Source organism: Nocardiopsis moroccensis (genome assembly GCF_055763695.1).
In genome coordinates this window covers 2,672,244-2,696,048 of record NZ_CP199747.1, presented here as the reverse complement: position 1 = coordinate 2,696,048, position 23,805 = coordinate 2,672,244, and the positions used below count along the sequence as shown (strand labels likewise).

At 70.0% G+C, this 23,805-nt stretch carries 20 protein-coding genes; 17 read left to right on the top strand and 3 right to left on the bottom strand.

Going from position 1 to position 23,805, the window contains the following annotated elements:
* Positions 1-288: 288 nt before the first annotated feature.
* From pyrF to ACUKCB_RS11920, 8 genes are all read left to right on the top strand, one after another.
* Positions 289-996 (top strand): orotidine-5'-phosphate decarboxylase, encoded by a 708-nt coding sequence (gene pyrF / locus ACUKCB_RS11955; protein WP_473040573.1) that lies wholly within the window; start codon positions 289-291, stop codon positions 994-996.
* 389 nt (positions 997-1,385) lie between these two features.
* Positions 1,386-1,709 (top strand): integration host factor, actinobacterial type, encoded by a 324-nt coding sequence (mihF, locus tag ACUKCB_RS11950; protein WP_017546565.1) that lies wholly within the window; start codon positions 1,386-1,388, stop codon positions 1,707-1,709.
* A 327-nt stretch (positions 1,710-2,036) separates the two neighbouring features.
* Positions 2,037-2,627 carry a guanylate kinase gene (gene gmk / locus ACUKCB_RS11945; protein WP_473040572.1) on the top strand — a complete coding sequence of 197 codons (591 nt, stop codon included), beginning with the start codon at positions 2,037-2,039 and terminating at the stop codon, positions 2,625-2,627.
* Positions 2,628-2,740: 113 nt separating this feature from the next.
* Positions 2,741-3,007 carry a DNA-directed RNA polymerase subunit omega gene (gene rpoZ, locus ACUKCB_RS11940; protein WP_191273558.1) on the top strand — a complete coding sequence of 89 codons (267 nt, stop codon included), beginning with the start codon at positions 2,741-2,743 and terminating at the stop codon, positions 3,005-3,007.
* Between the two features lie 166 nt (positions 3,008-3,173).
* Positions 3,174-4,367, top strand: a complete 1,194-nt coding sequence (gene coaBC, locus ACUKCB_RS11935) for a bifunctional phosphopantothenoylcysteine decarboxylase/phosphopantothenate--cysteine ligase CoaBC (RefSeq protein ID WP_473040983.1) — start codon at positions 3,174-3,176, stop codon at positions 4,365-4,367.
* A gap of 267 nt (positions 4,368-4,634) precedes the next feature.
* Positions 4,635-5,828: a methionine adenosyltransferase gene (gene metK / locus ACUKCB_RS11930; RefSeq protein WP_191273764.1), complete on the top strand. Its 1,194-nt coding sequence runs from the start codon at positions 4,635-4,637 to the stop codon at positions 5,826-5,828.
* Positions 5,829-5,986: 158 nt separating this feature from the next.
* Positions 5,987-6,646, top strand: coding sequence for a hypothetical protein (locus tag ACUKCB_RS11925; RefSeq protein WP_473040571.1), 660 nt, complete (start codon positions 5,987-5,989; stop codon positions 6,644-6,646).
* A 127-nt stretch (positions 6,647-6,773) separates the two neighbouring features.
* Complete coding sequence (locus ACUKCB_RS11920; RefSeq protein WP_473040570.1) at positions 6,774-7,799, top strand: hypothetical protein; 1,026 nt, start codon at positions 6,774-6,776, stop codon at positions 7,797-7,799.
* Positions 7,800-7,881: 82 nt separating this feature from the next.
* Here ACUKCB_RS11920 and ACUKCB_RS11915 read toward each other — a convergent pair whose 3' ends face one another.
* Entirely contained in the window at positions 7,882-9,114 is a 1,233-nt protein-coding gene (locus ACUKCB_RS11915) for a DUF349 domain-containing protein (protein ID WP_473040569.1), read from the bottom strand.
* A gap of 462 nt (positions 9,115-9,576) precedes the next feature.
* Here ACUKCB_RS11915 and ACUKCB_RS11910 point away from each other — a divergent pair, with 462 nt between their 5' ends.
* Together ACUKCB_RS11910 and aspS are read left to right on the top strand one after the other, a co-directional pair.
* Complete coding sequence (locus ACUKCB_RS11910; RefSeq protein ID WP_473040982.1) at positions 9,577-10,254, top strand: MBL fold metallo-hydrolase; 678 nt, start codon at positions 9,577-9,579, stop codon at positions 10,252-10,254.
* A gap of 174 nt (positions 10,255-10,428) precedes the next feature.
* Positions 10,429-12,198: an aspartate--tRNA ligase gene (aspS, locus tag ACUKCB_RS11905; RefSeq protein WP_473040568.1), complete on the top strand. Its 1,770-nt coding sequence runs from the start codon at positions 10,429-10,431 to the stop codon at positions 12,196-12,198.
* Between the two features lie 134 nt (positions 12,199-12,332).
* On the opposite strand, the gene ACUKCB_RS11900 is transcribed toward aspS, so the two are convergent.
* Positions 12,333-12,473 (bottom strand): hypothetical protein, encoded by a 141-nt coding sequence (locus tag ACUKCB_RS11900; protein ID WP_473040567.1) that lies wholly within the window; start codon positions 12,471-12,473, stop codon positions 12,333-12,335.
* Positions 12,474-13,049: 576 nt separating this feature from the next.
* On the opposite strand from ACUKCB_RS11900, the gene ACUKCB_RS11895 reads away from it, so the two are divergent.
* Both ACUKCB_RS11895 and ACUKCB_RS11890 read left to right on the top strand, forming a co-directional pair.
* The gene (locus tag ACUKCB_RS11895; RefSeq protein WP_473040566.1) at positions 13,050-15,086 is read left to right on the top strand and encodes a SpoIIE family protein phosphatase; all 2,037 of its coding nucleotides are present in this window, start codon (positions 13,050-13,052) and stop codon (positions 15,084-15,086) included.
* A 51-nt stretch (positions 15,087-15,137) separates the two neighbouring features.
* Positions 15,138-16,472, top strand: a complete 1,335-nt coding sequence (locus ACUKCB_RS11890; protein ID WP_473040565.1) for a replication-associated recombination protein A — start codon at positions 15,138-15,140, stop codon at positions 16,470-16,472.
* 80 nt (positions 16,473-16,552) lie between these two features.
* Here the strand turns inward: ACUKCB_RS11890 and ACUKCB_RS11885 are convergent, their stop codons facing one another.
* Positions 16,553-18,121, bottom strand: a complete 1,569-nt coding sequence (locus ACUKCB_RS11885) for a protein kinase (RefSeq protein ID WP_473040564.1) — start codon at positions 18,119-18,121, stop codon at positions 16,553-16,555.
* Between the two features lie 399 nt (positions 18,122-18,520).
* Here ACUKCB_RS11885 and ACUKCB_RS11880 point away from each other — a divergent pair, with 399 nt between their 5' ends.
* The 5 genes from ACUKCB_RS11880 to alaS all read left to right on the top strand — a co-directional run bounded on the left by ACUKCB_RS11880 (position 18,521) and on the right by alaS (position 23,641).
* Positions 18,521-18,913, top strand: coding sequence for a DUF948 domain-containing protein (locus ACUKCB_RS11880; RefSeq protein ID WP_191273577.1), 393 nt, complete (start codon positions 18,521-18,523; stop codon positions 18,911-18,913).
* Positions 18,910-19,188 (top strand): hypothetical protein, encoded by a 279-nt coding sequence (locus tag ACUKCB_RS11875; RefSeq protein WP_473040563.1) that lies wholly within the window; start codon positions 18,910-18,912, stop codon positions 19,186-19,188. Before ACUKCB_RS11880 ends, ACUKCB_RS11875 begins: the two co-directional genes overlap by 4 nt.
* A 126-nt stretch (positions 19,189-19,314) precedes the next feature.
* Positions 19,315-19,872, top strand: coding sequence for a hypothetical protein (locus tag ACUKCB_RS11870; RefSeq protein ID WP_473040562.1), 558 nt, complete (start codon positions 19,315-19,317; stop codon positions 19,870-19,872).
* Between the two features lie 168 nt (positions 19,873-20,040).
* Positions 20,041-20,628: a hypothetical protein gene (locus ACUKCB_RS11865; RefSeq protein ID WP_473040561.1), complete on the top strand. Its 588-nt coding sequence runs from the start codon at positions 20,041-20,043 to the stop codon at positions 20,626-20,628.
* Between the two features lie 346 nt (positions 20,629-20,974).
* Complete coding sequence (alaS, locus tag ACUKCB_RS11860; RefSeq protein ID WP_473040560.1) at positions 20,975-23,641, top strand: alanine--tRNA ligase; 2,667 nt, start codon at positions 20,975-20,977, stop codon at positions 23,639-23,641.
* Positions 23,642-23,805: the final 164 nt, after the last annotated feature.

The window sequence follows — 23,805 nt, the reverse complement described above, 5'->3', positions numbered from 1 at the left end:
CCGGCCTGAACGGCCCTGAGATGGCTCTGTGTGGCCGAACGGGTGCATTCGGGACCGGGGGCTGGGTTCGTTGGGAAAGTGTCCCCAGAGTCGTTTCAGTGGCCGTTACGGGGAAGTGACACGGGATGGGTGCATGAAGCGCCCCATCCGGGGAATCGCACACCTGATGGTGTGCACATGACAGTGGACGTGCATCGGCCGGTGCGTCTGTAATCGCAGACGTAAATACTGGCGGATGCTTCAGTCGCCGGCGTCGACCGCCGGTGGCACACGATTGGAGATACCGACATGACCGCGCCCTCCGCGCCCATCGCCGTCGCGATCGACGCCAACGAGATCGAGACCGCGGCCACCTGGGCCTCCTCGGTCGCACCGCACGTGAGCACGGTGAAGGTGGGTCTGGAGCTGTACCTGCGGTACGGCCCCGAGGTGATCAGCGCCGTGCGCGGCGCCAACCGTGTCGGCGTCTTCCTGGACCTGAAGCTGCACGACATCCCCGCCACCGTCGCCGGTGCGGCGCGCAGCGTGGCGGGCCTGCGGCCCTCGATCCTGACGGTTCACGCGGGTGGGGGAGCGGACATGGTCCGGGCCGCGGTGGAGGCGGCACCGGACACCAAGATCGCGGCGGTGACGGTGCTCACCTCCATGAACGAGACGGACCTGGAGCAGGTGGGGCTGCTCGGTCCGGCACGGGACGCGGTGCGACGCCTGGCGGTGCTCGCGGTGGGCGCGGGTGCGCGCGCACTGGTGTGCTCGCCGCAGGAGGTCGCGCTCGTGCGTGCCGAGGTGGGCCCGGACGTCACCCTGATCACCCCGGGCGTACGTCCGGCCGGGGCGGACACGGGCGACCAGTCCCGGGTGGCCACCCCGGAGGAGGCGATCGAGGCAGGGGCGGACCTTCTGGTCATCGGTCGTCCGATCACCCGTGCCGCGGACCCCGGTGCGGCGGCGGCCTCCATCGCGGCGGCCGTACGGCGTGCCGGGGTCCGTGTCTGATCCTTCGGCCGGTTCCGCGGGCCCGTGGGCTGCGCTGTTCCGGCGGGGAGAGGGGAGGGCGGGCGTTCTCGGCGCACCCGCCTCATCACTCCCAGTTGTGGGTCACGGACGGTTACTAATTGGGTCTGTCCGAAACCAGAAAACCATGGCAAAGGGTGACCCGCGTCACCGCTGGGTGACCTGCGCTGGTGACACGCTTCCCCTGGTCATCAATCGGGACCAAAGTCCTGTTTTTCGTCTCTTAAAGCAATGGACCGGTAACCCTGTGTAGTTCCTTCGATGAAATAGCCCTTGAAAGGGCACTTTACGTTGCCTAACAGGGGTCAGACCTACTAACTTGCGCAGGCGTCCGCCCTCTACAAACGAGTAGAAATCCGAGGTGACCCGGCGTGGCCCTTCCTCCCCTCACACCCGAGCAGCGCAGCGCGGCTCTCGAGAAGGCCGCCAAGGCCAGAAAAGAGCGTGCGGAGGTCAAGAACAAGCTGAAGAACGGCGGCATCTCGCTGTCCGAGGTGCTCTCCAACGGCCTCAAGGACGACGTCATCGGCAAGATGAAGGTTTCGGCTCTGCTGGAATCCCTCCCCGGTGTCGGCAAGGTGCGCGCCAAACAGATCATGGAGCGGCTCAACATCGCTGAGTCGCGCCGTGTCCGGGGCCTGGGTACCAACCAGCGCGCCGCCCTGGAGAGCGAGTTCGGCGACCTCACCAAGTAACACCGGTCCGTTGGGACCGGCCGACACCGCACCCGTCGCGTCCCCCACAGTCGCGCGGGGCCGTCGCAGTCAAGGCGGCGGCAGGCGGTGAGCAGTACCCGGCGCCGCGGTCGGCGGACGGGTGGGCCCCAGGTCACACTCCGTCCGTCGCGCCGTGGCTCGGTGGTATAAAGGGAGCTTCCCGCGACCGTACGCTGCGCACCACAACGCCAGCACGAGCCGCCCGCGCGGTGACGCGTCGGACCGCGAGCCCGGCCACAGGCAGCGCACCCAGGCCCGCCCGCGGCCCACCGCGCGGCGGAGAGCCGAATGGAAGCCTGATCTCACATGCCTGCGCAGACCGCAGACCAGTCCCGACCGGCCGAGAAGCGGCTGACCGTCCTCTCCGGCCCCTCCGGCGTGGGAAAGAGCACGGTCGTCGCACACCTGCGCCAGGTCAACCCCGACGTGTGGCTCTCGGTGTCGGTGACCACCCGCAAGCCCAGGCCGGGTGAGCAGGACGGGGTCCAGTACTACTTCGTCACCGACGAGGAGTTCGACCGCCTCGTCGCCGAGAACCAGCTCCTGGAGTGGGCCCAGTTCGCCGGCAACCGCTACGGGACCCCGCGCGGCCCCGTCGAGGAACGGCTCGCCCAAGGGGTGCCCGTGCTGTTGGAGATCGAGCTCCAGGGCGCGCGCCAGGTGCGCGATTCCATGGACGACGCCCTGCACGTCTTCCTCGCACCGCCCTCCTGGGAGGAACTGGTACGCAGGCTGACCGGCCGCGGCACCGAGTCCGACGAGGTCGTCCAGCGCAGGCTGGAGGTCGCCAAGGTCGAGCTTGCCGCGGAGAAGGAATTCGACACGACCCTGGTCAACACGTCCGTACAGGAAGTGTGCGACGAGCTGCTAGCGTTGATGACCGCGCCCAAGGTGTGATAGCGGCCGCGCCGGCCCCGGCTGCGGCGCCCCGCCTCGGGCCCCGAGAACCGTTCCATCCAACCAACGTCACGGCTTTCGACGAGCCGGAGACCGTCCCTGGGGGTAACAAAGTGGCTGGTACCGAGCCCGTCGCCGAAGGCATCACCAACCCGCCGATCGACGACCTGCTGGAGTGCGTCGACAGCAAGTACAGCCTGGTCACCATGGCCTCCAAGCGGGCCCGCCAGATCAACGCCTACTACGCCCAGCTCGGCGAGGGCCTGCTGGAGTACGTCGGCCCGCTGGTGGAGACCCAGGTCCAGGAGAAGTCCCTGTCCATCGCCCTGCGCGAGGTCAAGTCCGGTCTGCTCACCGCGGAGCCGTACGAGGGCGCCTGATCCCTCGCCGACCCCACGGGGTCGGTGTCGTACACCGCGTGCCCTCCGCGGCGCCCATCAGGGGCGTGCGGGGGGCGCCGTCGTCCCCGGGGGCGGTCCCCGGGAAGCGCCGGGCTGCGGGCCTGGTAGAACTCCTTGTGTGAGTGACACAGAATCCGTTCCCCAGGTGGTCCTCGGAGTCGGCGGGGGCATCGCCGCCTACAAGGTGTGCGATCTGCTTCGTCGGCTGACCGAGTCGGGCCACCGTGTCCGGGTCGTACCCACCGCCGACGCCCTGCGCTTCGTCGGTGAGCCCACCTGGGCCGCCCTGTCCGGCCAACCCGTCGACACCGGCGTGTGGGACCGGGTCCACGAGGTTCCGCACGTGCGCATCGGCCAGTCGGCCGATCTCGTGTTCGTCGCGCCCGCCACCGCCAACATCCTGGCGAAGGCGGCCGCCGGTCTGGCCGACGACCTCCTGACCAACACCCTCCTCACCGCCCGCTGCCCGGTCGTGTTCGCCCCGGCGATGCACACCGAGATGTGGGAGCACCCGGCGACCCGGGCCAACGTGGCGACGCTGCGCTCGCGCGGAGCCCTGGTCCTGGATCCGGCCGTGGGCCGCCTCACCGGTGCCGACAGCGGGCGCGGGCGGCTGCCGGAGGCCGCAGAGCTGTTCGAGGCCGCCCGTCTCGTGCTCCGCCGCGGGGCCGTGGAACCCGACCTCACCGGTAAGCGCGTGCTGATCTCCGCCGGGGGCACCCGCGAGGCCATCGACCCGGTCCGCTTCATCGGCAACCACTCCTCGGGGCGGCAGGGGTACGCCCTGGCGCGGACCGCCGCCGCCCGTGGCGCCGACGTGACCGTGGTCGCCGCCAACGTCAGCCTGCCCGACCCCGCCGGCGTACGCCTGGTGAGAGTGGGTTCAGCGGTGGAGTTGGCCGAGGCGGTGGAGGCCGAGCGGATCGGTGCCGACGCGGTGGTGATGACCGCTGCGGTAGCCGACTTCCGCCCGGTGAACAGCGTCGCCTCCAAGATCAAGAAGTCCGGTACGGCGCCGGCCCCCATCGAACTGGCGGAGAACCCCGACATCCTCGCCGGGCTGGTCGCCTCCCGGGAGAGGGAGGGGCTCGCCCAGGCCATCGTGGGCTTCGCCGCGGAGACCGACGACGTGATCTCCAACGGCCGGGCCAAACTGGCCCGGAAGGGCTGTGACCTGCTCGTGGTCAACCAGGTAGGTGGGGGGAGGGCGTTCGGTACCGACGACAACCAGGCGACCGTCCTGGGCGCCGACGGAACCGTCGTGGACGTCCCCACGGGGCCGAAGGAGGACCTCGCCGACCGGGTGTGGGACCTGGTGGCCGAACGGCTCCCGGGCTGAGCCCCGGTCGGCGGTGGAGGGGCGGTGGAGGGGAGGTAAATCTCCTGCTCGCCACGCTGGATTCCTACCGCTGAGTACGACAGACTTCCTTCGGGTGTCCGTGCACGGCTGAGGAGGCCGAGCAGTGGGCGCCCACCCCCACCAGTCCGGTTACAGTGGACGAATAACCAACCGCGTCGGTCGGTATTGCCGCCCCGGCAGGAGCCGTGGAGGAGCGAAACCGCCCGACACATGTCAGCCAGCAGCCGCTGCAAGGAGTCACGCAACGTGTCCCGCCGCCTTTTCACCTCCGAGTCGGTCACCGAAGGCCATCCCGACAAGATGGCCGACCAGATCAGTGACGCGATCCTCGACGCGATGCTCACCAGCGACCCCAGCAGTCGGGTCGCGGTCGAGACGCTGATCACCACCGGTCAGGTCCACATCGCGGGTGAGGTCACCACTCAGACCTATGTCGACATCCCCGCCATCGTGCGCGAGAAGATCCTCGAGATCGGATACGACTCCTCCGCCAAGGGGTTCGACGGTGACTCCTGCGGGGTCAACGTCTCCATCGACGCACAGTCCCCTGACATCGCCCAGGGTGTCGACACCGCCTACGAGGCGCGTGTCGAGCACGAGGAGGATGTCCTCGACCGGCAGGGCGCTGGTGACCAGGGTCTGATGTTCGGCTACGCCAACCGTGAGACCCCCGAGCTCATGCCGCTGCCGATCAAGCTGGCGCACGCGCTCTCCGAGCGGCTCTCCGAGGTGCGTCGCAACGGCACGGTTCCCTACCTGCGGCCCGACGGCAAGACCCAGGTCACCGTCGAGTACGAGGGCCAGACCCCGGTCCGTCTGGACACCGTCGTGGTCTCCAGCCAGCACTCCGCGGACATCCACCTCGAGGAGATGCTGACCCCGGACATCCGGGAGCACGTCATCGAGCCGGTTGTGGCCGCATACGGTCTGGAGTCGGACGACTACCGTCTCCTGGTCAACCCGACCGGTCGCTTCGAGATCGGCGGTCCGATGGGCGACGCCGGTCTGACCGGCCGCAAGATCATCGTCGACACCTACGGCGGCTACGCCCGCCACGGCGGCGGCGCCTTCTCGGGCAAGGACCCGTCGAAGGTGGACCGATCCGCGGCCTACGCCACCCGCTGGGTCGCGAAGAACATCGTCGCCGCGGAGCTGGCCGAGCGCGCCGAGGTCCAGGTGGCCTACGCGATCGGCAAGGCGCACCCGGTGGGTGTGTTCATCGAGACCTTCGGCACCGAGAAGGTGGCTCCGGAGCTGATCGAGAAGGCGGTCAAGGAGGTCTTCGACCTGCGTCCCGCCGCCATCGTGCGCGACCTCGACCTGCTGCGCCCGATCTACTCCAAGACCGCCGCCTACGGCCATTTCGGCCGTGAGCTGCCGGAGTTCACCTGGGAGCGCACCGACCGCGCCGCTGCGCTGCGGTCGTTCGTGGGGCTCTGACCGGGGACGCATCCGCCCGGGGGCGGGTGGCCGTACGCGGCCGCCCGCCTTCGGTGTGTTCGGGGGCTCCGCATGGCACACGCCCAATATGACTACTTTGTGTTATCAAATAAATACAGAAAGTCATTAGTTGTGCCGCCATGCGGAGGGGGAGCACCATGGCCGTGCCAGCGGTGGTGTCGGCAGTTGGTTTGGCCGCGTTGATCGCGGCGCCCGGGCAGCCGGTGCAGGAGGACGAGGGGCCGGTCCCTGGGGCGGGGAGCCTGTACGTCACCGTCCAGGAGCGAGCGGAGGAACCGCTCCGTGCCGGTGACCGGGTGGAGTACACGATCAGGGTGCGCAACGCCGGGTACGAGGCTGCGCCCGGGGCCCAGGTCGTGCAATACCTGCCGTCCTCGATGCGCTACGTCTCGGGTGTCCCCGAGGGGGTCGAGACGGGTCGGGCGGAGTGGGACCAGCCCCTGGAGCCGGGTGAGCGCGCCGTTCTCTCGGCGGTCGCCGAGATCACCGAGGCGCCCGAGCGGGGGCGGCAGCCGGTCACCACCGTGTGTCTGCGTCCGGGGGCCGAGGCCGAACTCGCCTCCTGCACCTCCTCCGTGCACCAGGTCCATCGCGTACTGCCGTTCGCCTGGGTGGCGGCTGGACTGCTCCTCGTCCTCTCCGCCGCGGTCACCGTCGGCGGCTTTCTGCGCTACCGGGGCACGAGGAAGCCGCGTCCGGTGGCGGAGGCGCCCGGTGGTTCCGGTCCGGATCCCGTGGCCGATGTCGCCGCTCTGCCGGAGCGGGCGCCCGTCTACCATCTGGACGCGCACCGCTAGACCGGGCCGATGGGCCGCACCCTCCTGGGTGCGGCCCATCGGCGTGTATCGACGGTTTGCCACTTTTTTCCGGGACTTGCTGATGTTGCTTAGTCACTTTGAGTAGTGATCTGTGCACAATCCTCGTATGAACTATTGCTCCAAGTACACGCCCAAGGCACCCGAATCCACCGTCAGCGCCCGCAGCCTGATCCGCATGGCCGCTGTCTCCGCAAGCGCCGCGATCGTGGCCCCGTTCCTGTGGGGGATGACCCCGGCGCTCGCCGACGACACCCTCCGTGTCGAGCAGGCCGTCGAGTCGGTCGCCCAGCCGGTCGTCCCGGCGGACACGGCCCCTGCCGGTCCGGTTCAGGTCGAGCTTCCCCAGGTTGTCGAGAACGCGATGCCGGAGCAGCCGGCGCGCCCGGTCGAGCCCGTTGAGGTTCCCCCGGAGCCCGCCCCGGCTCCCGCGCAGGATCTCGCCGAGAGCACCGCGGCCTCGGCTGAGAGCGAGCCCGGCAAACTCGGCGGGGACAAGCCCGGCAAGTCCTATGGGTACGACGGCGACGACGGCCACGATGGCGACGACGGCCACGACGGCAAGGACGGCAAGGACGGGAAGGACGGCAAGGACGGGAAGGACGGGAAGGACGGCAAGGACGGGAAGGACGGGAAGGACGGCAAGGACGGGAAGGACGGGAAGGACGGGAAGGACGGGAAGGACGGCAAGGACGGGAAGGACGGGAAGGACGGCAAGGACGGCAAGGACGGCAAGGACGGGAAGGACGGCAAGGACGGCAAGGACGGCAAGGACGGGAAGGACGGCAAGGACGGGAAGGACGGCAAGGACGGGAAGGACGGCAAGGACGGCAAGGACGGCAAGGACGGCAAGGACGGCAAGGACGGCAAGGACGGCAAGGACGGCAAGGACGGCAAGGACGGTCACGATGGCCACGACGGTCACGACGGTCACGATGGCCACGACGGCAAGGACCATGACCGGCCCGAGCACCCCAAGCACGAGGCCCCCGAACACGATGCCGAGCCCGTCCTCGCGCAGACCGGTGCGTCCGCCGCGGTCCCGGCGGTGAGCGGCCTCCTGGCGGCCCTGACCGGTATCGGCGCCATGGTGATCGGTCGCCGCCGCCCCGCCACGGAGGAGGACGACAGCTAGCGCCCCCGGCCACGAGGCCCGAGAGCGCGAAAGGGCCGCACCCCTGCTCGGGGGTGCGGCCCTCGGTCTTTCCTGCGGAGCGTCAGCTCATCTCGTCAAGAGCCTTCTCCGCCTCGGCCAACCAGGAGCGGCGGGCCTCCAGAGCGGCCTCATGCTCCTTGATCCGGCGGGCGTCGTCGGCGGCCCTGGCCTTCTCCAGCTTGGCCTCCAGCCCCGCGATCGCCGTCGACAGCTGGTCGACGGTGTCCTTGGCGCGGGCACGTGCCTCGGGGCTCGTACGCTCCCACTCCGCGTCTTCCGCCCGGCGCACACTGTCCTCGATCTGCCGGAACGCGCCCTCCAGCTGGTCCCGTACGTCCCGGGGCAGTTCACCGGCCTCCTCCCAGGCCTCCTGGAAGTCACGCAGACGGGCGCGGGCACGGCGCGGGTCGGAGATACCCGGGATCTCGTCCTTGGCCTCCGCCAGGATGCGCTCCTTGGCCTCGGCGTTGACCCGCAGTTCGGCGTCGCGTTCGGCGAAGGTCGCGTTGCGCGCGTCGAAGAAGACGTCCTGGGCGGCCTTGAAGCGGGCCCACAGCTTGTCCTCGCTGCTCCGGTCGGCTCGGCCGCTGGCCTTCCACCGCTGCATCAGGTCCCGGTAGGCCCGGGCGGTGGGCCCCCAGTCCGTGGAGTTCGAGAGGGCCTCTGCCTCGGAGACGATGCGCTCCTTCTCGGCGCGCACACCCTCGCGCTGCTGGTCCAGATTGGCGAAGTAGGTCTTGCGCCGCTTGGAGAAGGAGTTGCGCGCCGCGGACATGCGCTTCCACAGGGCCTGCTCGGTGGGGCGGTCGGCCCGGGGGGCCTTCTTCCACTCCTCGATGAGCTGGAGCATGCGCTCGCCGCCGGACTTCCAGTGCGTGGTCTCCACCGCGACGCGTTCGGCCTCGGCGACGATCCGCTCCTTGATCTCGCGAGCCTGGCTGCGGGCCTGCTCCTGGGCCTGCTTCTGCTCGACCTTGCGCTCCTCGGCGCGGTCGGCCAGCTTGTCCAGTCGCTGGGACAGTGAGTCCAGGTCACCCACCGCGTTCGCGTCCTTGACCGCCGTGCGCAGCTTGTCGATGTTGGCCATCGCCGCGGTGGCGGACAGGTCCGTGCTGCGGAGCCGTTTCTCCAGCAACTCCACCTCGGTGACCAGAGAGTCGTACTTGCGTCGGAAGAAGGCCAGGGCCTCCTCTGGCGCGCCCGCCTGCCAGGATCCGACGACCCGTTCGCCTTCGCCTGTGCGCACATAGACCGTGCCGTCTTCGTCTACGCGGCCCCAAGGGTCCGTGGTCACCGTGTCCTCCTGCTGTCGTGAACCCGGCCGGTCGGGGTCGGGTTCGGGTCGTCGCGGCGGCATCCGTGCCTGTTCGTGATGGGAACCACCGTGCACCAGCACGATATCCATACGTTTCGGCGGACAACGACGCGCCGTGTCTCACATCAACGCAGATCGAGAGGTCTGCTCCCGCTGTCGTGCCGTCGGCCGGGTTCGGCACCCGCCCCGAAAAGGGGAGGCACAGGTCGAAGACCTCGGTGTACACGACGACGGTGACCAATATGGCACTACCACGCGCTTTGGCAAAGAGCCCGGGCGCGCGCGGTGATCGAATGGTGATCAAACGCGTTCGCCGAGAAGCCACCGGTTCGCCCGTCCCGACCCGGCTCGGTAGGCTCTGCGGCCGGGGGCACGTGGCCCGGCCGTGTTCGGGCGTCCCCCGTGGCCAGTGAAAACCACCAGGACAGGATGACCTCCGCCGTGCTCATCGCCGCACTTCCCACCGGGCCCCTCTCCGCGAACTGCTACGTGCTCGCACCGGCCCCGGGCGGCGACTGCGTCATCGTGGACCCGGGTCAGGACGCCGCCCCCCAGGTGGCAGGGGTCCTGGCCGAACACGGGCTCACCCCGACCGCCGTCCTGCTGACCCACGGACACTTCGATCACGTCTGGTCGGCCGCCGAACTCGGTGACCGCCATGGGATCCCGGTGCACCTGCACGGTGCGGACCGCGGTCTGCTCACCGAGCCCGCCGCCGGAGTCGATGCGGGCTTCGCCGCCCAACTGCAGATGCTCCTGGGGCCCGGCCCCCACCCCGAGCCGACCCACCTGGTCGAGATCGGTGACGGCGCGGTGCTCACCCTGGCGGGGATGGAGTTCACCGTCGAGCACACCCCGGGGCACACCCCGGGTTCGGTCGTCTATGTCACGTACACCGAGGACGGGGCTCCGGTGATGTTCGCCGGCGACCTGGTCTTCGCCGGGTCCGTCGGCCGCACGGACTTCCCGGGCGGTGACGGCGCCGCGATGACGGCCAGCCTCGCCAGGGCGGTCCTGGCCCGCCGCGACGACACCCAGATCCTGCCCGGGCACGGTCCCGCCACCACGGTGGGGCGTGAGCGCGCCACCAACCCGTACCTGCGCGGCGTCGCGGGCTGACCTTTCGGCCCCGCCCCCGCCGTTTCGACCAGGAGGCCAGGTGGTGCCGTTGGCGGTAGGATTCCAGATGTTCAAGGGGCAATGCCATGCCTTCAGGCCATGCCTTCAGCCGGGCCCGGTCACGGGCTCCCCGGCATCCTCGCTCAGCCGTGTAGTTAGTGGACTTGGTAACTCATGCATCGTTACAGGACTCATTCGTGTGGTCAGCTCCGTAAGGAGCACGTCGGGCAGCAAGCGCGCCTCTCTGGCTGGGTGCACAACCGCCGTGACCTCGGCGGCCTGCTCTTCGTCGACCTGCGCGACCACTACGGCGTCACGCAGCTCATGGCCCGCCCCGAGTCCCCGGTGTTCGAGGAGCTCAGCCGGATCTCCAAGGAGTCGGTGATCCAGGTCACGGGGCTGGTCAGCGCACGCAGCGCCGAGAACGTCAACCCGAACCTGCCCACCGGTGAGATCGAGATCGAGGCGGCGCAGGTGGAGGTCCTCGGCACCACCGAGGAGCTCCCCCTGACGGTCTTCCCCGAGGACAACACCTCCGAGGAGCGCCGCCTCACCTACCGCTTCCTGGACCTGCGCCGGGAGCGGATGCACCGCAACGTCATGCTGCGCTCGCAGGTGGTGGCCTACATCCGCCAGAAGATGACGGAGCTGGGCTTCAACGAGTTCCAGACCCCGATCCTGACCAGCTCCAGCCCCGAGGGCGCTCGCGACTTCCTCGTGCCCTCGCGCCTGCACCCGGGGGAGTTCTTCGCCCTGCCCCAGGCGCCGCAGCAGTTCAAGCAGCTCCTGATGATCGCCGGGTTCGACCGCTACTTCCAGATCGCCCCCTGCTTCCGTGACGAGGACAGCCGCGCCGACCGCTCACCCGGCGAGTTCTACCAGCTCGACGTGGAGATGAGCTTCGTCGAGCAGGAGGACGTCTTCGAGGTCATCGAGAAGGTCATGACCGAGGTCTTCCGGGAGTTCTCCACGGACTGGGAGATCACCTCCCCCTATCCGCGCATCGCCTACCGCGACGCCCTTGAGTGGTACGGCACCGACAAGCCCGACCTGCGTGCGCCGATGAAGATGCTCGACGTCACCGAGCTCTTCGGCAAGACCGACTTCCGTGCCTTCGAGGGCAAGAGGGTCCGTGCCCTGGCCGTGCCCCAGGTGGGCGACAAGCCCCGCAAGTTCTTCGACGGCATCGGCGACTTCGCGGTCGAGAACGGCGCCAAGGGCCTGGCCTGGCTGAAGGTCGGCGAGAACGGCGAGCTGACCGGCCCCATCGCCAAGTTCGTCACCGAGATCACCGACGAGCTGCTCCAGACCCTCGGTGCCGGCCCCGGATACGGCCTGTTCTTCTGTGCCAGCGAGGACGACGCCGAGATCAACCGGATCATGGCCCCGGTCCGTGTGGAGGCGAGCAAGCGCGCCGACCTCTTCGAGGAGAAGGTCTACCGTTTCTGCTGGATCGTGGACTTCCCGATGTTCGAGCGCTCCGACGAGGGCCACATCGAGTTCAGCCACAACCCGTTCTCCATGCCCCAGGGCGGAATGGACGCGCTCGAGAACAAGGACCCGCTGGACATCCTCGCCTGGCAGTACGACATCGTCTGCAACGGTGTGGAACTGTCCTCCGGGGCGATCCGGAACCACTCGCCCGAGATCATGTACCGGGCCTTCGACATCGCGGGCTACGACAAGGAAGCGGTCGAGGCCGAGTTCGGCGGCATGCTCAGGGCGCTGAAGTTCGGCGCCCCGCCGCACGGCGGCATCGCTCCCGGCATCGACCGGATCGTGATGCTCCTCGCCGACGAGCCCAACATCCGGGAGACCATCGCCTTCCCGCTCAACCAGAACGCGCAGGACCTGATGATGGGCGCCCCCGCGGCCGTCTCCGACCAGCAGTTGAAGGACGTGCACATCCGCACGGTGGTTCCGCCGAAGGACCAGAAGAAGTAGACGCGCGAGGGCGGGGCGTCGGAGTCCGGGTCCGCCCGGAACCCGGCGCCCCGCCCCCTTGCGCCGGGAGCGTTCTCCACGGGGCGGCACACGGTTCTGCCGGGTGCCGCCCCGCCGTCGTTCCGGGGCGGGGTTCAGCGCTTGGTAGCGCCGCACTGTTGGCAGCAGATGTCCTCGTCGTCGGGATTGCTGTAGGTGCAGAGCCGACAGGTCCAGTTCCACGTGGTGCCGTGAAGGAGCCGTCCCGTCACGGAGCGGGCGTGTGCAGGGTGCATGGTGAGTCCTCGGGGTGTCGGACGAGTTCTCGGCTGAACAGTTCGGTGCCCGTAATAACCGCACTTCGAACTTGCCACATTCGGTCAGAATGCGAAGAAAAGGTGATTAACAGGTCAAATAGTCTGCCCGTAAAGGGGAAGTCGATGACACTCGGATGCGGTCGGGCCCGTCATCCCCTACCGTTGGGGGCGAATCACCCTCCCACGCCGCGAACCGCACGTGTTCTGGAGTGAACACGGTGCACCAGCGGGACCGCCCCCATTCGGGGCGAGGTGGGAGCGGAGTGCATTTCTGCGCCGCCGAGTCACACGAGCGTAACGATTCACGCCTCGGGGTCGGTAGGGTGCGGCCACCGGAGCGGAAGCAGCCGTTACCCCGTCACGTTGATGGACCATGAGGGTCCGTGCCCGACGAGGCGGTGCAGCCGACGGGCGGGGCGCCGATACGCCCGCCCCGGTTCCCACCCGGGCCGGGGCCGCCGCCGGACACTACAATGAGCCGAATCGGTACGTTCCAGGGGTGACCGCGCCGGAGCGCGGGTGTGACGTCCGAGCCGACATGAGGATGAGTCATACGTGAACGGAAAACGCGCTTCAGGCGGTGGCTCCGAGAACGCTCTCGCGGAGGCGTTCCGCCACGCACCCGAGCCCATGGCGGTCACCGGGGCCGACGGCGCGATCCAGCACGCCAACCACGCGCTCACCGCACTGTTCGGCGCAGACGAGGCGGAACTCACCGGCAGGCCCTGGTTCGACCTCCTGGAATCCCATGACGTCGAGCATGGGGCGCGGACCCATCGGGAGGCGCTCTCCGGGAACTGGGACCGCCGCTCCCGCCTGCGCCTGTCGGTCACCGACAAATCCTCCCGGATGGCGGAGATCGGGCTGCGCCCCCTCACCGACGGCCACGAGTCCGCTTCCGGTGCGATCGTGCTCTTCCACACGCTGTCCACCGAGGAGGCCGACCTGCGCGTGGTCGGGGACCTGCGCACCGACAACTCCGACTCCGTCCTGTGGAGCCTGGACCTCAGCAACGGCCGCCTCCGGGAACTCTTCGGCCCGACCCCGCTGGGCGGTCTCCTGGCCGGGGACGACCGCGAGCTCGAACACATCCTCGAACGCGTCCACCCGGACGACACGGCCCGTGTGCGCGACGCCATCGCGGTCTCCTTTTCCGGGCGTGACTACGAGCAGCGCTTCCGGATCTTCGACCGCCTCGGCGACGAACGCTCCCTGCACGTGCGCGCCCGGTACGTACCCGGGCAACCCGACCGCCTCGTGGGGATCGTCGACGACGTCACCGAGCACGTCCAGTTGGTGCGCAGACTCGCCGACCGCCGCCGCACCGAGGCCGAGCACGGTCGCCTGGTCACCGAACTGTCCTCCAAACTCGTCTCGGCCACCACCGTCGACAAGGTCATGGACCTGCTCAGCGAGGAGTTCCTGCCGATCTTCGGCGGTACCGGCGCCGCGGCCCTCTACGTCGAGGAGGGGCTGCTGCGCACCTCGCCCAGCGCCCGCGAGCGCGGTTACGTGGAGCACATCGACGGCCGTCGCGCCGATGACACCGACTTCCCGATGGGCGCGGTCATCCAGGACCGCCAGCCCCGCTTCTTCGAGAGCCGGGCCGAGATCGTCAGCCGGTTCCCCGCCGCGGTCGAACTGATGCGCTCGGTCCGCGGCCAGGCCTGGGCCACCGTGCCGATCTTCGGGGACGGCAAGATCGCCCTCGGGGTGTGGCAGATGGTCTGGGACCGGCCCCACCACGCCAGCCGCGACGAACGCGCGCTCATGCTCACCTTCGCGGGCCTGGCCGGTCAGGCTCTCCAGCGGATCAAGGCCCAGCAGGCCGAGCTCGAACTGGCCGATGCCGTCCAACGCCGGATGCTGCCCCGACAGGTGGCGAGCTTTCCCGACATGGACATCGCCACCAAGTACCTGCCCTCCCGTGCGGAGTGGCGGATCTGCGGCGACTTCTACGACGTCATCGAGCTCCCCGACAACAAGGTGGGCCTCCTCGTCGGGGACGTGCAGGGCCACGGGGTGGAGGCGGCCGCGGCCATGGGCCAGATCCGTGTGGCCTTCCGCGCCTACGCGACCAACCAGTCCGACCCCGGCGTGGTCCTGGGCGAAACCAACCGGCTGCTCACCGAGACGGGTGAGATCGTCTTCGCCACCTGCGGCTACCTCGTGGTGGACCGGGGGAGCGGTGTCATGCAGGCGGCCTGGGCGGGCCAGCCCCCCGCCGTGCTCGCGTCCAGGGGAACCTACGAGCTGTGGGCCCCCGAGACCGGCCCGCCCCTGGGCGTGCTCGCGGACACCGAGTACACCGTGACCACCCGGGTCCTGGCTCCGGGCACCACGCTGTTGCTGTGCTCCGACGGGCTCGTGGAGAGTTCCGAGGTCACCATGCAGGACGGGCTGACCCAGGTCGGGGAGGCGCTCGCCGAACACGGAGAGAACCCCGGGGCCGCGGCCCAGGTCCTGGCCGAGATGGCGCCCGCGGGCCGGGGCGACGACATCGCGCTCCTGATCACCCGGATGATCCCGCGCGCCGCGCCGCCCCCCGAGCAGGCGGAGAGCCCGGAGAACCTGCCCGTCAACGCGGGCTGAGGAACACCGGAAGCGGCCGGGAGCGTCCCCGGTCTCACCTACCCTGGGTGGGTGTCCGAAACACTGTTCGACGATGCCGGGGCCGAGGCCGCCAAGGGGCAGGAACCGCTGGCCGTGCGCATGCGGCCGCGCTCCCTCGACGAGGTCGTGGGCCAACGCCACCTCCTGGGCGAGGGCAGCCCGCTGCGCCGCCTGGTCGAGGACGACGCGCCCATGTCCGTGTTCCTGTGGGGCCCGCCGGGGACCGGGAAGACCACCCTGGCCACCGTGGTCAGCCGGGTCACCCAGCGCCGGTTCGTGGAGCTCTCCGCGGTCAACGCCGGGGTCAGGGACGTGCGGGCCGTCGTCGACGAGGCAAAACGCCGCATGGGTATGCACGGCACCCGCACCCTGCTCTTCGTCGACGAGGTGCACCGCTTCAACAAGACCCAACAGGACGCCCTGCTGCCCGCGGTGGAGAACCGCTGGGTCAGCTTCATCGGTGCCACCACCGAGAATCCCTTCTTCTCCGTGGTCAGCCCACTGCTCTCCCGCTCCCTGCTGCTGTCCCTGGAGTCCCTCGACGACTCCGACATCCGGGCCCTGGTCGAGCGGGCACTGACCGACGAACGCGGTCTGGACGGCCGCTACACCCTCACGGAGGAGGGCGGCGACCATCTCATCCGCCTGGCCGGGGGAGACGGGCGCCGTTCCCTGACCTACCTGGAGGCCGCCGCGCTGGTCTCCGGCCCGGTGGGCCCCGAACCCGTGGAGATCACCGCCGACCACGTCGAACGGGCCGTCGACCGCCACGCCGTGCGCTACGACCGCTCCGGCGACCAGCACTACGACGTCATCAGTGCCTTCATCAAGAGCATGCGCGGATCCGACCCCGACGCCGCCCTGCACTACCTGGCACGCATGGTCGAGGCGGGAGAGGACCCCCGCTTCATCGCCCGGCGCCTGGTCGTGCACGCCAGCGAGGACGTGGGGATGGCCGACCCCACGGCCCTGCAGACCGCGGTCGCGGCTGCCCAGGCGGTGGAGCTCATCGGTATGCCCGAGGCGCGCATCAACCTGGCGCAGGCGGTCATCCACATCAGCCTGGCCCCCAAGTCCAACGCGGTCATCACCGCCATCGACGAGGCGATGGCGGACGTGCGCGCGGGACGGGCCGGCCCGGTCCCGCCGCACCTGCGCGACGGCCACTACAAGGGCGCCGCCGATCTCGGACACGGCAAGGGCTACCGCTACGCCCACGACTACCCGGGCGGGGTCGCTCCGCAGCAGCACGCCCCCGAGGGGCTCACCGAGCGCGAGTACTACCGCCCCACCCAGCACGGGACCGAACGGCGGTTCACCGAGGTCCTCCAGCGGATCAGGAGCGTCCTCAAGGGCGGCGGTTAGGGGACCGGCGGGCGGCCCCGGGGGCGGGGAACGCGCGCGGCCCGCCGGGATCCCCGGCGGGCCGCACTCCTGGCGGCGGTTCAGTCGGAGAACAGCTCGACGACCTCCACCACCTCGCGGGGCCCCTCACCCTCCTGGTCCTCGGCGAAGGTGATCTCCACGATCATCACCGGCCCCCAGGAGAGGTAGTCGATGAAGTCGCTCCCGCTCAGCTCCCAGGTACCGCGCGCCTCCTCGTCGAGGAAGACGTGCTCGGGCGCGGCACAGAACCTGGCGCACAGCACCTCGGCGTCGGTCCGGATGACGGCCTGACCGGGTTCCCCGGCCTCCTCCCACTGCTCGGCCCAGGCCTCGTGGCTCGGAATCCCCTGGTTGCGCGGGATCTCGCCGTCCCGGGTGACCGGGGTGTACACCCACACCCGTTCCCCGTCCCCCTCCTCCGGCTCCTCCTGCTCGGCGGGGTCGAAGCGGACCACCAGGGTGCGCGGGTCCTCCTCTTCCTCCGAGGCGGTCTCCTCCGGCTCCTCCGGGACCTCCTCCGCCACCGGACCGGCTTCGGTGCCGCCGCCGACCACCTGGGCGACCCCCCAGGCGCCGCCGCCGATGAGCACGCCGGCCACCGCCACCACACCCGTCAGGAAGAGGGCCCGGGAGGGACGGTGGTTGGACAGCCGCCCCTCCAACCGGATCACCTCGGGGACGCGCGGGGCGGGCTCCACGGCGTGCCACTCGCGTTCGAGGATCCGTCCGATCTCCTCGCGGTCCCCGGGCGCGGGGACCGCCCCCTCCTCGGTGTTCTCGGCCTGCCAGACCGCGATGACCGCTCCGATGACCTCCCGCAGGCTGGGCCGCTGGTCCGGGTTCGGGTCCAGGGCCCGGCCCACGACCGGACGCAGGCCCTTGGCCAGGCCGTCCAGGGAGAAGGAACCGGACGCCACCCGCTGGGAGATCTCCTCGGGCTCACCGGTGCCGAAGGGCAGCCGCCCGGTCCCGGCGAACGCCACGACGGCGCCCCAGGCGAAGACGTCCGCGGCCGGGGTCGCCACACCGCCCCGATAGCGCTCGGGGCTCAGCCACGTGGCCCCCGAACCGCGCAGCCGCTCGGAGTCCGCGGCGACGGCGCACTCCATGATGTGCGGACCGTGCGACTCCAGGAGGACCTCGCTGGGCCGTAGCGAACCGTGCGCCACCCCGCGTGCGTGCAGGGCCGACAACCCCTCGGCCAGCCCGATGGCCAGAGCGATCAGCTTCCCGGTGCCGAGTCCGCCCCGTTTGGTCACGTAGTGGGAGAGCCGTTGACCGGCGAGGTAGGGCATGGCCAGCCACGGCGGGTTGGCGTCCGCGTCGAAGTTCAGGGGGGCGACCACCCGCTGGGGGTCGACGGAGGACAGGTTGCGCAGCCTCTGGGCGAGGGCGGGGTAGACGTCGGGTGATTCCAGCTCGGGGGAGCGGAGCACCTTCACGGCGACCAGTCGGTCACCCGCGGTGGTGGAGGAGGTGTCCACCGCGGCGTAGACGGTACCGGTAGTGCCCTGCCCCAGGCGTCCCAGGGCGAGATAGGGGCCGATTCGTGCCGGATCGTCGGGGTAGAGGGGGGCCAGGTCCGGTGGTACCAGTACGGAGATCTCTCGGGGAGAACGAGGGCTCATGCGTGTCCTGTCGGTGCTTCTGAGGCCAATGAGCGGCTGAGGTGTCCGGACATCGTAGTGAAGTTCCCGCTCTGTAGTGATTCTCCCGGAGGACGCCTGCTTCCGTCGATCCCCGGGGCCCACCGGCCAGGGAGGGCCCGAGCGCGCCCGGTACGTGAGAGGACTCACCGACAGGCCGCACCGTGGCGTGCCCGCACGTCCGTGGGGAGGACGCGATAGGGTCAGCCGAAACCGACCGCCTCGGCCCCACCGGCGGGGGCGGCGGACACGGCTCGGGAGACCCGACCCGGCGCAGTCGCCGGCCCCCCGTACACGCCCCGCGGTACCGGTGCGCGCCTCGCGCGCCGCGACCGTTCGCACACCCTCGAAGCAACCCTCTATCTGCCCTACGGAGCCTTCATGCTGACCGGAGGAGAGGTCGCCGCGCTCGTCGCCGCGGTGGTCTGGGCGGTGCTTGCCACGTTCATGTGCGTGGCGCTCGTCAAACTGATCAAGCTCATCAACGAGACCACGAAGGTCGTCTCGGAACTGGGGGACCGTACCCCGCCGCTGCTGGACGACGTGGCCTCCACGGTGGAACGCACCAACACCTCGCTGGAGCGGGTCGAGGAGATCACCGCCAACGTGCAGGCCTCCTCGGAGGACGTCTCCACCATGACCGCGCTGACCCGGTCGGTGTTCACCGGCCCGCTGGTGAGGGTCGCCTCGTTCTCCTACGCGGTCCGCCAGGTCCTGGGGCGCCGCAAGGCCCTGGCCGTGATGCGCGGCCGCAGGCGGAGGGAGAACCGGTGATCGGCAGACTGTTCTACCTCGCCGCGGGCGCCGCGCTCGGCGGCTACGTGGTCCACCGCGTCAACCGGGCCCGCAACGCCCTGACCCCCGGCGGTATCGCGGACCGGGTCGAGGGCCGGGTCAGCGAGTACCGGGGAGCCCTCCAGGAACTCAACGAGGACCTCGCCGAGGCGGTGCGCCGGGAAGAGGCCGAGATGCTGCGCCGCTACGCGCCCGAGAACCGGTCCCTGCGCTCTGCCGGCACCTCATCGGGGGAACTCCCCGGCCCCGGGTAGCCGCTGAACGCCACGGCTGCGGGACGCAACAGGACTGGTCAAAACTGTGACGTCACCAGGGCGAACCGGTTTCCTCCAGCGTGCGTCTGTACGGTTGACGAAACAGTCAATGATGGAGGAAAAGCCATGTACCCGCCCGAACAGCCCTACGGTTCAGTCCCCGGTGGGCAGGGCCCCTACCAGCAGGGCCCGCCCGGGTTCCCCGGTGCGCCGCAGCAGTCCGACAAGATGCCCGGGACCGCCATCACCGTCCGGGTGCTCATGTTCATCGGGGGTGTCACCGGCCTGATCTTCGGCGGACTCCTCCTGGCGGTGGCGCTCCTGGCCGGTGGTGACAACGAGTTCTCCCAGGGCTTCGCCGAGGGCGTCCAGACATCGGGCACCTACGTCAGCCCCGGGGAGGTCGCCATCGTGATGGCGATCATGGGCGGCATCATGTTCCTTTACGGGTTCGTGTCCACCGCCCTGGCCTCGTTCCTGGGCCGGCGCAGCCCGGTGATCCTGTGGATGACCGTCGTCTTCCAGGCGCTGGCCGCCCTCTCGCTGGTTTTCGGCGTCGCCACCGGCGGCTTCCTGGGGGTCCTCCCGCTGCTCTTCGCGGTCGGCATGATCGTCCTGATGGTGCTCCCCGTCACCCGCGCCTACTACGGACCCCGGCCCGTCAACCCCTACGCGGGATACTGACGGACCCGGGCACCGGCGGGCCGGCCTGAGCCCCCGGCGCCCCGAGGCGGCCCCGCCCCACGACCGGGGCCGGGCCGCCGACGGCGGGTTTCGCCGAGTCCCGGCCAGCGCCTGCCCGCGTCTGTAGGATTTCTCCGCCGTACCCCAGTCTCCCCAGAGAGGACCACAGTGCATCCCTCGTCTTCCCCCGACCCCCACCAGCCCCCCGGCCAGGGCCAGCAGCCGCAGTACCCCCAGCAGGGCGGCTACGGCTACCCCCAGGGCCCCGCGGCCGGTCAGCCCTACGGTGCTCCGGGCGGCCCGGTCCCGCCCCCGCCCCAGTACGGCGCCGCTCCGGGCACGCCCACCTCGCTCCCGGGCGCTGCCATTGCGGTCCGGGTCCTGATGTTCATCGGCGGCCCATTCGGCGTCATCTTCGGTCTGCTCATCGGCTTCGCCTTCCTGGTCGCGGGCGACGAGCTCGTGATGGAGCTCCAGAGCGCGGGCCTCAGCAGCGTCTTCGCCGCACTCGGGTTCCTCTTCGCCCTGATCCCGCTCGTTTACGGCATCGCCTCGATTACGCTCGCGGCCATGATGGGTCGCCGCAAGACCGGGCTCTACTGGGGTGTCGTCGCCTTCAACATCGTCGCTGCTCTGATCCTGGTGTTCCTGATCATCACGGGGGGCTTCCTGATGATCATTCCGCTCCTCTTCCACGGCACGATGATCGGCCTCATGTTCGTTCAGCAGGTGCGTGCCTACTACGCCACCGCCTAGAACGGCCCGCGGCTCCCGTCGGCCCGACGGCGAGCGCGGTACCGGCAGCCAGGGCCCGGCGCTCACGCCGGGCCCTTCGGCGTTCCCGTGCCGGGGCCCGCGTTCGCCCGGGGCCCCGGCCGCGGCGGCCTCCGTGCGGATCCGCCGGTGGTCGGCGGCGATAGCCTTGGAATGGCCGGACCACCGCCGTTGTCCTAACGGTGCGGGTCCCGGCGGCCACAGCAAACCATGCGCGCAGGCGTGGCGGTTCCCTCTACGATGGGCCCCTATCGACCACGCGTGACCACGGTCCCACCCAGGGACAACCCCGCCGCCAGTCGGCGGAGCCAAGCACAGGAGGGCATCAATGGAGACGGCAGAGATCGCGCGCCGCTTCCTCAGTTTCTTCGAGAAGAACGGACACACCGTGGTGCCCTCGGCAAGCCTGATCGCCGAGGATCCCACCCTGCTGCTGGTTCCGGCAGGCATGGTCCCCTTCAAGCCCTACTTCCTGGGTCAGCGCACGCCCTCCTACAGCACCGCCACCAGCGTCCAGAAGTGCATCCGGACCAAGGACATCGAGGAGGTCGGCAAGACCTCCCGGCACGCCACCTTCTTCCAGATGCTGGGCAACTTCTCCTTCGGCGACTACTTCAAGGAGAAGGCGATCCCGCTGGCGTGGGAGCTCGTCACCAGCCCGGTCGACCAGGGCGGTTTCGGGATCGACCCGGAGAAGCTGTGGGTGACCGTCTACCTCGACGACGACGAGGCCGCCCGGATCTGGCGCGACGAGGTCGGGGTCCGCCCCGAGCGCATCCAGCGCATGGGCATGGACGAGAACTACTGGGACATGGGCGTGCCCGGCCCCTGCGGCCCCTGCTCCGAGATCTTCTACGACCGCGGCCCCGAGTACGGCGTCGAGGGCGGCCCGGAGGCGGACGAGAACCGCTACATCGAGATCTGGAACCTCGTCTTCATGCAGTACGAGCGGGGCGAGGGCAGCGGCAAGGACTACCCGATCCTCGGCGACCTGCCCAAGAAGAACATCGACACCGGTCTGGGCCTGGAGCGCCTGGCGGCGGTCCTGCAGGGCGTCGACAACATCTACGAGACCGACATCATGGGCCGGGTGCTCAACCGGGCCGCGGAGCTGACCGGAACCTCCTACGGCGACAACAACGAGCACGACGTGATGCTCCGCGTGGTCGCCGACCACGTGCGCAGCGCCGTCATGCTCGTCGGCGACGGCGTCAAGCCCGGCAACGAGAAGGCCGGGTACGTCCTGCGCCGCATCCTGCGCCGCTCCATCCGCAACCTGCGCCTGCTCTCGGGCACCGAGTCCTTCTTCCTGCACGAGCTGACCGAGGTCAGCATCGACGCGATGAAGGACATCTACCCCGACCTGCTCGACAAGGCCGAGGTCATCCACGGGGTCATCGACAACGAGGAGCGCAACTTCGCGGACACCCTGCGCGCGGGCACCACGCTCTTCGGGCGCGCCGCGGAGCGCACCCGCGCTTCGGGCGGCACCGTCTTCTCCGGCGCGGACGCCTTCCAGCTCCACGACACCTACGGCTTCCCCATCGACCTCACCCTGGAGATGGCCGCCGAACAGGGCCTGAGCGTGGACGAGGGGTCCTTCCGCGAGCTCATGCAGCGCCAGAAGGACACGGCCAAGGCCGACGCCAAGGCCAAGAAGCTCGGCAACGCGGACATCTCCCTGTACGCCCAGATGCACGAGAAGGCCGGGAACACCGACTTCCTCGGCTACACCGACTCCGAGAGCGAGTCGCACGTCAAGGGCATCGTCGTGGACGGGGTCGGGGTCCCGGCCGCGCGCACCGGCGACAGGGTCGAGATCGTCCTGGACCGCACCCCGTTCTACGCCGAGAGCGGCGGTCAGCTCGCCGACACCGGCACCCTGTCGGTGGACGGGCGCGGCACGGTGGAGGTCGAGGACGTCCAGAAACCGCTCCCGGGCCTGTTCGTGCACCGGGGCACCGTCCGCTCGGGCGAGATCGTCCTGGACGACACCGTGCACGCGGAGATCGACACCGGGCGCCGCCACGCGATCGAGCGGTCCCACTCGGCCACCCACCTCATCCACTCGGCGCTGCGCAACACGCTCGGCCCCTCGGCCGGACAGGCGGGTTCGGAGAACCGGCCCGGCCAGCTGCGGTTCGACTTCACCGCCGACAACGCGCTGGGTGGGGAGCGCCTGGCCGAGGTCGAGGAGGAGGTCAACACCGTCCTCGCCGGCGACATCGAGGTCCGGACCGAGGAGAAGAGCCTGGACGAGGCGCTGAAGATGGGTGCCCTGGCCATGTTCGGCGAGAAGTACGGCGACCAGGTGCGGGTCGTGGAGATGAGCGACTACTCGGTCGAGCTCTGCGGTGGTACGCACGTCGGGTCCACCAGCAGGCTGGGCATCGTCAAACTGCTGGGGGAGTCCTCCATCGGCTCGGGCGTGCGCCGCGTCGAGGCGGCCGTGGGAGTGGACGCGTTCAAGCGCCTGTCCAAGGAGTCGGCTCTGGTCGGCCAGCTCTCCGAGCAGCTCAAGACACCGCGTGAGGAGCTGCCCGAGCGGATCGACTCGATGGTCTCCCGACTGCGCACCGCGGAGAAGGAGATCGAGAAGCTGCGTGCCGCGCAGGTGCTCCAGGCCGCCGGCGAGATCGCGGCGGGCGCGCGCCGCCACGGTTCGGCCCTGGTGGTGGCCACCGGGGCGCCGGAGGGCGCCGGCGGCGACGACCTGCGCAAGCTGGTGCTCGACGTACGCGGCCGCCTCGGGGAGGACGAGCCCGTGGTCGTGGCGATGACGGCGGTTCCCAAGGACCGTCCCGTCGTGGTGATCGCCGCGAACAAGGCCGCGCAGAAGGCCGGGATCAAGGCGGGCGAGCTCGTGGGGATCGCGGCCCGCGCCCTCGGCGGCGGTGGCGGCGGCAAGCCGGACATCGCACAGGGCGGCGGCAGTGACGCGAGCAAGGTGGACGAGGCCCTGCGCGCCGTGGAGGCGCGCGTCGCCTCGGCCTAGCAGCGGAGCCGTCCTCGCGGGCGGCCGGTGAGACGACGGTGACGGGTGTGGGGCCGCTGGGCTCCACACCCGTTGTCGTCGGCCCGACCGCGGCCCGCGGCTCGCCGCCGCAGGGGCCGGTTCCGGCCGTACCGGGGCCGTGTCACGACCTCGCCGTACCGGGC

Bases quoted from the DNA above. Each gene is read 5' to 3' on its own strand.
- pyrF (WP_473040573.1), top strand. From the start codon at position 289: ATGACCGCGCCCTCCGCGCCCATCGCCGTCGCGATCGACGCCAACGAG.
- gmk (WP_473040572.1), top strand. From the start codon at position 2,037: ATGCCTGCGCAGACCGCAGACCAGTCCCGACCGGCCGAGAAGCGGCTG.
- ACUKCB_RS11925 (WP_473040571.1), top strand. From the start codon at position 5,987: ATGGCCGTGCCAGCGGTGGTGTCGGCAGTTGGTTTGGCCGCGTTGATC.
- ACUKCB_RS11920 (WP_473040570.1), top strand. From the start codon at position 6,774: ATGAACTATTGCTCCAAGTACACGCCCAAGGCACCCGAATCCACCGTC.
- aspS (WP_473040568.1), top strand. From the start codon at position 10,429: ATGCATCGTTACAGGACTCATTCGTGTGGTCAGCTCCGTAAGGAGCAC.
- ACUKCB_RS11900 (WP_473040567.1), bottom strand. From the start codon at position 12,473: ATGCACCCTGCACACGCCCGCTCCGTGACGGGACGGCTCCTTCACGGC.
- ACUKCB_RS11885 (WP_473040564.1), bottom strand. From the start codon at position 18,121: ATGAGCCCTCGTTCTCCCCGAGAGATCTCCGTACTGGTACCACCGGAC.
- ACUKCB_RS11880 (WP_191273577.1), top strand. From the start codon at position 18,521: ATGCTGACCGGAGGAGAGGTCGCCGCGCTCGTCGCCGCGGTGGTCTGG.
- ACUKCB_RS11870 (WP_473040562.1), top strand. From the start codon at position 19,315: ATGTACCCGCCCGAACAGCCCTACGGTTCAGTCCCCGGTGGGCAGGGC.
- alaS (WP_473040560.1), top strand. From the start codon at position 20,975: ATGGAGACGGCAGAGATCGCGCGCCGCTTCCTCAGTTTCTTCGAGAAG.